Raw genomic sequence first — 12,452 nt, 5'->3', positions numbered from 1 at the left:
CGACCTGGCATCGAGCCGGTTAACAATTCACAGTTGTTTGCAGGGTTTTGGAATGAAACGCCTACTGCTCTCGGCATTCCGCTGTAGTACTAATGGGTCGAGATCAACGCACGTTCGCGCTTACCCGCCAACAGCAGACGCGCCCCTGCCGGCGCCATGCGCCGCGCATCGTGACCGACGTCGTAGACGGTCTCGACCTCCCAATTGAACTCGGTGCCAAGTTCCTCGGCCTTGGCCTTGGAAACGGCGTAGAAGCGTTTGCCTCGCGCCAAGCGATGCGACCCCTGAGCCATCGCTACATCCGTGCGATTGAGAATGCGGTGATGGGGGTCGTCATCGGCCGTACCCAACATGATTACCAGACGCTGAGCGTAGGAACGCGCCAGGCTCTGGTCATCGATACCGGTGTTCTGCAGGCCGTAGCGCAGCGGCAGGCTGTCATCGGGAAAGGTGTAGTTACCGGCGTTGGCGGCCACCGCCGTGCGGATACGCGCTTCCGGCCAGAGCATCACCATCCGGTGAACGAACTGTGCACCACCACCGTGGCCGTAGATATCGTATTGCTCAGCCTCCAGGCCGAATTCCTGACGTACCTGATCGAAGGCGCGCTCCACCGCAGCAAAGGAGGATTGCTCGCGCGGAATTCGCTGGCCCTTGGACGCATCCAGCGATGACGAATCGTGGGTAACCCAGTTACCCGCCTGGTAGCCCCAACCCGTGGGAAAGTCCTGTTCCGAGATTTCCGGGGCCACCACCAGCACGTCATATTGCGTCGCGTAACGGGACCAGATATCGCGGTACACTTTCGCGTCGCGACGGCCGCCATGCATGACGATCACCACCGGCGTATCCGGGCGCATTTGCCGCGGCTGCGAATAGAAGACGCGCATGGTCACCGGCTTGTCCGGGGTACCCGCCGCCACCTCAATGGAGCCGTTACGATCACCGAAACTCAGCGGAACATAGGGTGTATTGATCGAGACCGACGAACAACCGGCCAGCAGGGAAAGAATACCAACGAACAACAAGGCGCGCATTTTCATGACAGGGGTCCTTTGTATTATTGTTTGATCACGCTGTGGGACAGTCACTGGAGGGCCGCGCCTTCCAGCATCTGACCAGGCTGCTACCGATGATTTCCGGTGCTGGCGTACGCTCGCGGCAGACCTGTTCGGCTATCGGGCAGCGCGGATTGAAGGCGCAGCCGGTAGGCCGATTCATCGGGTTGGGAAAGTCACCGGACAGGCCCAGGTCGGGCACTATCTCGCCCGGGGCAATACTCAGGGCCGAATCCATCAGGGCGCGGGTGTAGGGATGCCGCGGATTAAGCATCACATCATCGCGATTGCCGCACTCGACGATTTCACCCAGGTACATCACCGCCACCCGGTCAGCCATGTGCTGCACCACGGAGAGGTTGTGGGTGACGAACAGATAGGTCAGGTCCAGCTCATCACGCAGGTCGAGCAGCAGGTTGAGAATCTGCGCCTGCACCGACACGTCTAGCGCCGAAGTCGGCTCGTCGCAAATCACCACCTCCGGCCGCATGATCAGCGCCCGACCAATCGCTGCGCGCTGCCGCTGGCCGCCGGACAGCTGGTTCGGATAACTGTTGAATACCCGGCGCGGCAGGCCGACCAGCTCCATCATGCTGTAGGTCTTCGCCAGTTGCTCCTGGCGGCTGCCGAGCTTATGCACCGCCAGCGGTTTGCCGATGATCTCGCCAATTGTCTTGCGCGGATTCAGCGACGAATAAGGGTCCTGAAAGATCGGCTGAATCATCCGCGCCCGCTGCATCGCCGGCAGGCTTTCAATGCGCTGGCCATTGAGGATCACCGACCCGGTATCCGGCTGCTGCAAGCCCATGATGGTACGGGTCAGGGTGGTCTTGCCGCAGCCAGATTCGCCAACCAGCGCCAGCACCTCACCCTTGTTGACCTGCAGACTGATGTCATTCATCGCGCGCAGCGGTATGCGCTTGCCGAATATGCCGCGGCGTACCGAAAAGGTGCAACTGACCGAGTCCACAGACAGGATCGGCGTCCGACTCTGGCTCGGCGACACCAGGACGTCCTGGTTCGTGGGCACAACCGGACTGGGCTGCCAGCCGCGTGTTTCCTGCGGGTCGTGGCAGACGTACATGCGCTGCGGGCCGATTTCCTGACTAGGCGGCGTTTGCGTCCTGCAGGACTCCACCACACGCGGGCAGCGCGAGGCAAAAGCGCAGCCCTGAATGGTACCGGTCATCGAGGGCACGATACCAGGGATGGAGCCGAGGCGTTTCAACGCGCCATTGCGGTAACCGGGCACGCATTCCAGCAGCCCCTGGGTATAGGGATGGCGAGGGTTCAACAGCACCTCCTGCGTGGTACCGGTCTCGACGATATCACCCGCGTACATCACCGCAATCTTGTCCGCCGCCCGCGACACCACGCCCAGATCATGGGTGATCAGGATCATCGACATGCCCAGCTCCTGCTGCAGGTCGCGAAGCAGGCGTAGGATCTGCGCCTGGATGGTCACGTCCAGCGCCGTGGTTGGCTCGTCGGCGATCAGCAGCTCAGGTTCGTTCATCAGCGCCATGGCGATCATCACGCGCTGACGCTGGCCACCGGAGAGCTCATGCGGATACTGCTTGAGGCGACTGGCCGGGTCGGGCAGCCCGACCTTTTCCAGCAGATAAACCGCCCGCGCCTCGGCCTCGGACTCCGAGACCTTGCGGTGCAACGTCATGGTTTCCTTCAACTGCCGGCCAATGCTGTAGACCGGGTTCAGGCTGGTCATCGGCTCCTGGAAGATCATGCCGATGCGCTGCCCGCGTACCTGCACGGCAAAGTCATGCTCGCTGGCCTGCATCAGGTCCGCGCCATCGAAATTGATGCAAGCCGCAGAGCGCCGGGCCGCCGGGGGCAAGAGGCTCATCATGGCCAGCGCGGTCATCGACTTGCCCGAACCAGACTCGCCGACGATACCCAGGGTTTCGCCGCGCTTGAGCTCCAGATCGACACCCCGGACCGCCTTCAGCGTGCTCGATTCAGTCGGAATCTCGACCGACAGATTGCGGATATCCAACAGTGATTGCGTGTTCATATTAGTTTCTCCGGTCCGTGACAGTGACGTCGCGCACGCCATCACCGAGCAAATTGACTGCAATCACCAGCATGAACAGCGCCAGGCCAGGCAGCACCACCAGCCAGGGCTGGAAGAACATCGAGGTCTTGCCCTCGGCGATCATCAAGCCCCAGGACGGCATCGGTGAGGGAATGCCCAGACCGAGGAAGGACAGGGTCGCTTCGCTCAGAATCGCGATGGCCACTTCCAGGGTAAAGATCACCATGATCTGATTGGACAGGTTCGGCAGCACCTCACGCACCGCCACCTGAAAACGGCTGCAGCCCATCGACCGCGCGGCGGCAACGAAGTCCATCTCCCGCAACCGCAACGTCGCCGAACGCGTCACCACCAGATAGAACACCCAGTGCGTGGCGCCAATCACGAAGATCACCACGGTGATCGATTGGCCGATCACGAATACCAGCGCCATGATCAGCAGCAGGCTGGGAATTGCCAGTTGGCAGGTCACCAGAAAGTTGACCGCCTGGTCCAGCCAGCCGCCGAAGTAACCGGCCAGCAGGCCGAGTGTCACGCCGATGATGGCGCCCACGGTGGCCGCGCCCACACCAATAGCCAGGGAAATGCGGGCGCCGTAGATGATGCGGCTCAGGTAGTCGCGGCCCAGGTGGTCGGTACCGAACAGGTAGCGCCACTCGCCGCCCTCGACCCAGGCCGGCGGTAAAAGACGCATCGGCAGGTTCTGTACGTAGGGGTCATGCGGCGCCAGCCAGGGCGCGAACAGCGCCAGGAAGACCATGAGCAGAATGATCCCGAAACCGATCTTCAGTCCGGTGTGGCCGCGGGCGCGCTTGAGCGCCGCTTTGGCTGGGCTCAGACCCAGGCCGGTATCGACCTGCTCGCCGTCGGTCTGCGACTCGGCCATGAAACGCGGATTCTTCACTGTGTTAGTTGTCGTCATCATTCACCCCATCCGGATCCGCGGGTCAAGCCAGGCGTTGATCAGGTCAGCCGCCAGCGTGAGCAGTACAAAGGTCAGTACAAAGATCAGAATCAACGATTGCACTGTCGGAATGTCCGAATTGAAAATCGATTCCACTGCCAGGCGCCCCAGTCCGTTCATGCTGAACACCGACTCGGTCACCACCGAGCCACCCAGCTTGTGGCCAAGCTGTACCGCGAGCACGCTGACCACCGGTAACAGCGCGTTGCGCAGCGCCTGACGGAAGATCAACTGATAGCCCATGAAGCCCTTGGCCCGGGCCGTGCGAATGTAGTCGGCGCCCAATACCTCGAGCAGGCCGGTGCGGGTCAGGCGCATGACCGCCGGCACCGAGCTGGCGCCCAGCACCAGAGCTGGCAGCACGTAATGGCGCCAGGTCGCATCACCCGAGACCGGGAAGATCGGAAACATCACCGCGAACAGGATGATGACCATCAGGCCTAGCCAGAAATTGGGAATGGCCTGGGCCGAGACCGCCGTCGAGAGTGCGAACCTGTCCACCCAGCTGTTGGGTCTGAGCGCCGCACCAATGCCCAACGGCAGCGCGATCAGAGTGGTCACCATCAGCGAGGACAGGGCCAGAATGATGGTCACTCCGGCATGCTCGCGGATCAGCTCACCGACCGGCTGCTTCCAGAAGTAGCTTTCACCGAAATCGCCCCTGAACACGCCACCCAGCCAGGCCACGTACTGCACCGACACCGGGCGGTCGAAGCCGTACTCCTGACGGATTTCCTCCACCATTTCCGGCGGGGCATCCTCACCGGCAATCGTCTGTGCCGGATCGGTAGCGAAATAGAACAGCGCGAAGGTACCGAAGGACACCACCAGCGCTACCAGCAGAGCGAGCAAGCCCCTGCGAAGGATATAACTCGCCATAATCAATTACTCCAACGGGCCTGCCAGAGACGGGGAACACCGTCCCTGGGGACCGACAGGTCGAGGCCGGGCGCCAGCAGGAAATTCTGGCTGTAAGAAAACATCGGTACCCAGTAGGCCTGATCGGCAATGCGATCCAGGGCCTGACGGTACAGTTCACGACGCCGCTCGGGATCGATGGTGCGCTCGGCGGCCAGCACGGTGGCGGCCAGCTCCTCGTCGCCGGAATAGTTGCGTGGGGTATTGGCCACGAAGTGCACGCCGGTGATCGCTGACGCATCGGCGGTGCCGCCACCGCCGTAGGAGGCGAAGAAGGCCGACATATCGCGGTCGTTACGGACCTTGGAGAACACGTTCAACTTCACGTAGCGCAGGTTCGCGTTGATGCCCACGGCCCGCAGATCGTTGACGATGGCCTCACCTATGACCTTGTCGCGGTAGGCCCACAGATCGAAGCTGAAGCCATTCGGATAACCGGCTTCAGTCAGCAGTGCGCGGGCCTTGTCCGGGTCGTAGGCATAGGCCGGGCCAGTACCTTCGCAGCCAAACTGCAGCGGATGGCAGGCGAAGTCCAGAGCCTGGGCACTGCCGCGCACCAGATACTGGGTAATGGCCTGACGGTTGATCGCATGATTGAGTGCACGGCGCACCCGCACGTCCTTGAACGGCGTATTGGGATCGGAGTAGCCGGCCGCATCCAGGGTGATGTAGCCGATACGAATGTCATCCCCTTCCAGGCGCTCGACATTCGGTAGATGACGCACGTTATCCGCGATATCTGGCGGCACGTCCAGCATCAGGTCGATGCCGCCGCTGAGCAGCTCCGCCTGCTGCGTACCCTGGTCGGGGATGACCCGGAACCGCATGTACTTGATCGCCGGATTGGCCTTGGGGCTGGCCTGATAGTAATCCTCGAAACGGGTCAGCTCGATCTCGCGTCCGGCGCGAAAGCCAGTGACCCGGTAAGGGCCGATGCCGTTGAGCTGCTGCTCGACTGCCCGGGTGCCGGTATGGGCATAGGTGCCCTGCTTGCGCAACGGCACGCTCACGGCCATGTCGCGCAGCGCCATCGGGTAAGGCACCTTGAGGTGGAAGGACACGCGGTGTTCGTCGATCTTCTCGACCCGATCCAGCCAGCCACGGATAACCGGGCCACGGCTGGTACCCGAGTCGCGAGCCAGTACCCAGTCAAATGTGTAGACCACATCATCGGCGGTCAGCGGGCTGCCGTCGTGAAACGTCACATCGTCACGCAGCACGACGTCCAGACGCGTCTCGCCAACCCACTCATAGGAGGCGGCCGCCAGCGGGACGAATTCCAGGGTATCGGGATCCACATGAAACAGGCCGTCATCGGTCAATTGGGCCAGGACCAGTCCTTCGCGCTGTACAGAATAGAGCCGGTCGACGGTCGTCAGCGGCATGGCCAGAGCAACGATCAGTGAATCGCTGCGGGCATCGGCATGGGCAAACAGCGACAGTGCCCAGGCGGCGAGCAGACTCGCCAAGCCGATACCAACCCGGCGTGGGTGGTTGATCCTCATTTCCCCTCCTGTTGTAATTATTGGGAGATCAAGCAATGAGCAGAGTGTAGGGAGGAGAAATGCTTTTTAAAATTGCATATAGTCGATAGACATATGCAATTAACGCACGCATTGGCGCGAGCGCTTCATTCGCCGCCAGTCATGGTCGCGTGATCGCCCAGGGCGGCCATGACCTCGTCCCGCAGGCAGCGTACCAGGCTGGTGGTCGCGGGCGTCTCTTCGAAACCCGGAGGGAACAGCAACACGAACTGCAGGCGATAGCGTGGCGCCAGAGGCCGCAGGCAGAATCGTGAGGTATCGACCGCCAGCGCGGTCAGGCGGTCGATGATGGTCACGCCCAACCCTTCAGCGACCATCTGGCAGGCCAGTACGCTGGAGGTGGTTTCGATCTTGCTGTTGAGCTCCACGCCGGCCGCCTGGAATATCTCCTCCATCTGCAGGCGCGGTCGCAACCCCGACGCCAGTGCAATGATGTCGTGCTCTGCCATCTGCCGGGCGGAAACCGCATCGGCTGCCTCCAGCGGATGGCCTCTGGGGATCATCGCCATCGCATCGGTATCGAAAAACGGCCGCTGGATGACCGCGGGATGGTTGCAGGGTTTGGTCAGCGCCACGGCGATATCGTAGTGCCGGCCGGCGACCCATTGTTCGATGTCCCGATGCCCGCGTACATCCACACTGAAGCGCTGGCCGGGATGCTCCTTCACAAAGCGCGCCAGCGCCGGTGACACCAGACTGTTGGCCAACCTGGCCAGCGCCACGATGCGCAGGGTGCGGGTGCCGCCCTCCTTGATCTCGCGCACGATGCGCGGCAGATCTTCCAGGTTGGAGAGGATCTTTTCCGTCTCGCGGTAGAACTCCTTGCCCTCGGGCGTGAGTACCAGACGCCGCTTCTCGCGCTTGAACAGCTTCAGCTTCAGCTCGTCCTCCAGGGTGGAGATCAAGCGGCTGGTCGCGGGCTGGCTCAAGTTCATGATCGAGGCCGCCGCGACCAACGAGCCATGTATCACCACTGCCCTGAAGCACCTCAACTTTTTGATATTCAAGTAATTATCCCAATTACATGCAGAAAACGCATATATCTATCCAATGTTTCGAATTTACATAACCACCTATACTAGCCGATAAATTGTGCCAGGAAAGCCTCTTTCCCCATGCATTCGCCTGAAGCGAAAGCGCCAAAAATAAGAAACCGGAGGGAATATGGAACTGTCGAAAGCAGGGCTCCTGTCGAGCATCATCAGCCTGTCGGCGCTGTCGGTCACGCCGGCGATGGCACTCGATATCAAGGTCGGTGGTCAAATCAACCGTGCGTTCATGCATGTTGACGACGGATACAGTGAAAACAGCAGGGGTCTGGGTTCAAGTTCAGAGTATTACCACGTCGACAACAGAAACAGCCCGACCCAGATACACCTGAGCGTCACTCAGAAACTCCTGGAAGGCTGGACCGCCGGTGCCTATATTGAGCGCGGATTTTACGAAGACCCCTCAACAGAGGTATCACCCGACGACAAAAGCATTGCAGGCGAACTGGATCAACGTATCACCGAAGGTTTTGTCGATTCACCCTTTGGCAAACTTACTGTCGGGCGTGGCGAAGGCGCCGCTTATGGAGCCGGCAGGGCGGACTATTCTGGTACCGGCGTCATCAGCTTTCGCCACCCCGCGCTGATCGGCGGCGGAATGTATTTCAACGAAACCAGAAAATCGCTGGTCACCAGTACCAACCGCGCAGGCGCTATTACCAGCATCGAAGCGCCGGCGCCCGACAGCAACCCGAACAAAGTGTCCATTGTTGGCAGCATCCGCGACTTCAACTTCGAAGGCCGTCACGATCGCATCCGCTACGACAGTCCCCGTATCGGGCCCGTGACGCTGTCCGCGAGTGCGGGCAAGGGCACTGACGACGCGAGCAAAGACGACATTTACGAAATCGGAGCCAGATCAGGCTTGCGCACGCCGGGTGGCAGAGCGCTGGTCCGCATCGGCTACTCCCTCGCGAAAAGAGACCTGGAAGGCCCGAACGCGCCCCGTGATACCGATGTGAGCAACTACGGTGGTTCGATCTCCTGGCTTGCCGATAACGGGATCAACGTCACCTTCGCCGCCGTCAACCGGGTAGAGAAGCAGAGTGAAGCGTCCAAGACCGCCAACCTCACGCACAACCGCTCGGAGCTGGCCAAGTTCCGCTACGTGAAACTGGGCTACCGCCCCAGTCGCCAGCATGCCTTCGACGTGCACTGGGGTGTCACCAAGGACAGGAACAAGGTGGGCGACGTGGGCACCGTAATCGGGGCAGGCTATGTCTGGAGCCCGAAGCAAATGCTTGATATCTACGCCGGCGCGAAGATCCACAGCTTCGAGCGCAAGAACTGGGCTACCTTCAGCGGTCGTACCTCCTATGACCTGAAATACGATGACATCACCATCGTGACCACGGGTGTCAGACTCAAGTTTTAAATAAGGTTCGTCGTACTTTACGGGGAAACGCTGCTTTGATCTTGTGGAAGAAGTCAGGCAGATCAGCCCTCATGGCAACGGTGGCAGTTGGGTCAGATGGGTGTTGTGGTAACCAAAACTTAACACCAGTCTGACCGCCATCCCTACCCTCTCACGCTAATCCGCGCTGAACCTTTTGGTTACACTCCAACTCCATGCAGCCATTAAAAAACCCGACACACGCGAACGTGGTCGGGTTTTTCAGCTCCGGCTGTCGACTCAGGGCCGGTCGTCGACCTCTTCGAGCTGCGTCGGGATCAGGTCTTCCCGGGTCAGCTTGAGATTGATCAGCAGACCGTTGGAGACGTAGATGGACGAATAGGTACCGACAACGATACCGACGATCAACGCCAGGGCGAAGCCGCGAATGCTTTCGCCGCCGAACCAGTACAGCGCCGACAACACCAGCAAGGTAGTGACAGATGTCGCCAGGGTACGGGCCAGAGTCTGGGTGGTGGACACGTTGATGACGTGCTCCAGATCCGCATTGCGCATCAGCCGCAGATTCTCACGCACCCGGTCAAACACCACGATGGTGTCGTTCAACGAATAACCGATGACCGCCAGCACCGCCGCCAGCACCGTGAGATCGAACGGCAGACCCAACAGGGAAAAGAACCCCAGTACGAAGATCACATCGTGCAACAACGCAGCGAGCGCACCCACGGCAAATTTCAACTGGAAACGCAAACCGACGTAAACCAGAATCCCCGCCATCGCCAGCAACATACCCAGGCCGCCTTGGTCGCGCAGTTCTTCACCGACCTGCGGGCCGATGAACTCGACCCGCTTGACCGATACCTCGCTGCCGTCCTGCTGCTTCACTACGCGAGCGATCTCGTTGCCCAGTTCGGAATCGTCACTGGACAGGCGGATAATCACATCGGTGCTGGCACCGAAGTTCTGCACAATGGCATCATCCCAGCCGCCCTCACGCAGGGTGGTACGCACCGAATCCAGATCAGCCGGCTCACTGTAATTGAGCTCAACCAGCGCACCGCCGGTGAAGTCCAATCCGAAATTGAGCTGCTTGACTGCCAGCGACGCAATGGAGCCGATCATCAGGATGGCGGCCAGGACGTAGGACGCCTTGCGGAGCCGCATGAAATTGATGGTTTTAAGATTGATCATGATCTGCTCCTCACAGCCATAGCTTCCAGGACTTCTTGAGGTCGCGCCCGCCGACGGACAGGTTGACCAGTGCGCGAGTGACCATGATGGCGCTGAACATGGAGGTGACAATACCCAGCGACAGGGTGACCGCGAAGCCTTTGATCGGCCCGGTGCCCATGGCGAACAGGATCACACCCACCAGCAAGGTGGTCAGGTTACCATCGAGAATGGCCGAGAAGGCCTTATCGAAACCTTCATGCACCGCTCGCTGGATGGAGGCACCATTGGCGATTTCTTCACGAATCCGCGAGAAGATCAGCACGTTGGCATCCACCGCCATACCCAGGGTCAACACGATACCGGCGATACCCGGCAGCGTCAGAGTCGCGCCCAGCAAGGACATCAGAGCCAGCAGCAGAATCAGGTTGAAGCTCAACGCGATGCTTGCCAGCACGCCGAAGCCGCGATACACCACCACCATAAAAGCAACCACCAGCAGGAAGCCGATCTGCGTTGCAGTGACACCGCTGCTGATGTTCTCCGCACCCAGACTTGGCCCAATGGTGCGCTCTTCCGCGAAGTACATGGGGGCCGCCAGACCACCGGCGCGCAACAGCAACGCCAGCTCAGACGCTTCAGCGGGCGAATTCAAACCCGTGATGCGGAACTGATTGCCCAGCGTGCTCTGAATAGTAGCCAGACTGATGATCGACTTTTCTTCAACGAAGGTCGGGGTAGTGACTTCCTGCATCACACCGTCGACTTCCTGCATGACAGTTCTGGGCACCTCACGCTGCTCGATGAACAATACCGCCATGCCACGACCAACGTTATTACGCGTGGCACGCGTCATCAGCTCGCCGCCATGGCCATCCAGACGGATGTTCACCTGCGGACTGCCATTTTCATCGAAGTTGGACTGGGCGTCAGTCACCTGGTCGCCAGTGAGGATGATGCTGCGCTCCACATCGGCTGCCGGACGGCCCAGGCCATCACGAAACTCGAAGGACTCGACCGTTGCGCGTGCGGCATTCGGCTCAGCAGCCAGGCGGAACTCCAGGTTGGCGGTCTTGCCCAGAATCCGCTTGGCTTCGGCAGTGTCCTGCACACCAGGCAGCTCCACGACAATGCGGTTGGCACCCTGGCGCTGAACCAACGGCTCGGCGACGCCCAGCTCGTTGACCCGGTTGCGGACCGTAGTCAGGTTCTGGCTCACCGAGTACTCGCGAATTTCGCTCATCTTGGCATCAGTCAATGCCAGACGCAGCACATTCATATTGTCGCGACGTACCGTATCGATCTGGAATTCGTTGTATCTACTGGAGATCAAGCGCTGCGCCGAACTCAGCTCGGCATCGTCGGTGAACCCGAATTGCAGCACATTGCCCTGTGCAGGCAGACTGCGATAACGGATGCGCTCGTTGCGAAACACCGTACGCAACTCGCTCTCGTAGACATTCACCCGAGCCTCGATAGCCTTGTCCATATCCACTTCCAACAGGAAGTGAACACCACCAGCCAGGTCAAGACCAAGCTTCATCGGGCCGGCGCCGATATTCAGCAACCAGTCTGGGGTGGTAGCGGCGAGGTTCTGCGCCACGACGAACTGATTACCCAGAGTGCGACGCACAATGTCCTGCGCCGGCAACTGATCTGCCTGGTGCACCAGACGTACCAGGCCGGAACTGGCATTGCTATTGAGCTCCACGCCTTTAGTGACAATGCCGGCGTCGTTCAACGCCTGCTCCATACGTTGCAGATCGCTCTGCTCGATGGTTTGGGTGGAACTGCTACCGGAGATCTGAATGGCTGGATCGTCAGGGTAAAGGTTGGGGGTTGCATATATCAGGCCGAGCGCAAGCACAGCCACGATAAGCAGGTATTTCCATAGAGGGTAACGATTGAGCATGTCAGGGCCCGATAACGACCCGGGCGCTGAATGCGCCCGGATACAATGTTTTGAAGGGGTTAGATGGCTTTCAGAGTGCCTTTGGGCAACGCAGCTACGACAGCTCCCTTCTGGAACTTGAGCTCCTGACCTTCGCTCACTTCCAGCACGATGAATTCATCACTGACCTTCTTGACCTTGCCCAGGATACCGCCGCCAGTCACGACCTCATCACCCACGCCCAGGCCGCCGATCAGGTTCTTGTGATCCTTGGCACGTTTGGCCTGCGGACGCCAGATCATCAGATAGAAGATAACCACAAAACCAACCAGAAAAATCATGCTCATCGGATCAAAGCCGCCCGGAGCAGCGCCCTCAGCGGATTGAGCCATGGCCTCGGAAATGAAAAAACTCATGTAGAACTCCTGTTTTATAGTGTCGCAAGAAAAGA

10 protein-coding genes and 1 pseudogene are annotated in these 12,452 nt (G+C 60.0%); 1 reads left to right on the top strand and 10 read right to left on the bottom strand.

Going from position 1 to position 12,452, the window contains the following annotated elements; genetic code table 11:
- Positions 1–89: 89 nt before the first annotated feature.
- The 7 genes and pseudogenes from INT39_RS09470 to INT39_RS09445 form a co-directional block, all read right to left on the bottom strand.
- Entirely contained in the window at positions 90–1,043 is a 954-nt protein-coding gene (locus INT39_RS09470) for a hypothetical protein (RefSeq protein ID WP_193073652.1), read from the bottom strand.
- 28 nt (positions 1,044–1,071) lie between these two features.
- On the bottom strand, positions 1,072–2,142 hold the full coding sequence (locus INT39_RS23005; protein WP_413468916.1) for an oligopeptide/dipeptide ABC transporter ATP-binding protein: 1,071 nt from the start codon (positions 2,140–2,142) through the stop codon (positions 1,072–1,074).
- A 36-nt stretch (positions 2,143–2,178) separates the two neighbouring features.
- Positions 2,179–3,090, bottom strand: a pseudogene (locus INT39_RS23000) (ABC transporter ATP-binding protein); the annotation flags it as partial.
- Between the two features lies 1 nt (position 3,091).
- On the bottom strand, positions 3,092–4,036 hold the full coding sequence (locus INT39_RS09460; protein WP_226944650.1) for an ABC transporter permease: 945 nt from the start codon (positions 4,034–4,036) through the stop codon (positions 3,092–3,094).
- Positions 4,037–4,954, bottom strand: coding sequence for an ABC transporter permease (locus INT39_RS09455; RefSeq protein ID WP_193073650.1), 918 nt, complete (start codon positions 4,952–4,954; stop codon positions 4,037–4,039).
- A gap of 2 nt (positions 4,955–4,956) precedes the next feature.
- Positions 4,957–6,498 (bottom strand): ABC transporter substrate-binding protein, encoded by a 1,542-nt coding sequence (locus tag INT39_RS09450; protein ID WP_193073649.1) that lies wholly within the window; start codon positions 6,496–6,498, stop codon positions 4,957–4,959.
- Between the two features lie 125 nt (positions 6,499–6,623).
- Positions 6,624–7,544 (bottom strand): LysR substrate-binding domain-containing protein, encoded by a 921-nt coding sequence (locus INT39_RS09445; protein WP_193073648.1) that lies wholly within the window; start codon positions 7,542–7,544, stop codon positions 6,624–6,626.
- Between the two features lie 157 nt (positions 7,545–7,701).
- On the opposite strand from INT39_RS09445, the gene INT39_RS09440 reads away from it, so the two are divergent.
- Positions 7,702–8,961, top strand: coding sequence for a porin (locus INT39_RS09440; protein WP_193073647.1), 1,260 nt, complete (start codon positions 7,702–7,704; stop codon positions 8,959–8,961).
- Between the two features lie 258 nt (positions 8,962–9,219).
- Here INT39_RS09440 and secF read toward each other — a convergent pair whose 3' ends face one another.
- Genes secF through yajC form a run of 3 tightly spaced genes read right to left on the bottom strand, consistent with a single transcriptional unit; the run spans position 9,220 to position 12,417 of the window.
- A complete protein-coding gene (gene secF, locus INT39_RS09435; protein WP_193073646.1) occupies positions 9,220–10,131 on the bottom strand; it encodes a protein translocase subunit SecF in 912 nt (303 codons plus the stop codon).
- Positions 10,132–10,141: 10 nt separating this feature from the next.
- The gene (gene secD / locus INT39_RS09430) at positions 10,142–12,022 is read right to left on the bottom strand and encodes a protein translocase subunit SecD (protein WP_193073645.1); all 1,881 of its coding nucleotides are present in this window, start codon (positions 12,020–12,022) and stop codon (positions 10,142–10,144) included.
- Positions 12,023–12,081: 59 nt separating this feature from the next.
- Positions 12,082–12,417, bottom strand: a complete 336-nt coding sequence (gene yajC / locus INT39_RS09425) for a preprotein translocase subunit YajC (protein WP_193073644.1) — start codon at positions 12,415–12,417, stop codon at positions 12,082–12,084.
- Positions 12,418–12,452 lie beyond the last annotated feature (35 nt).

It is taken from the genome of Pseudomonas sp. FME51 (assembly GCF_014897305.1).
The sequence above is the reverse complement of the archived record's forward strand: the minus strand, read 5'-3'. Positions and strand labels throughout refer to the sequence as shown.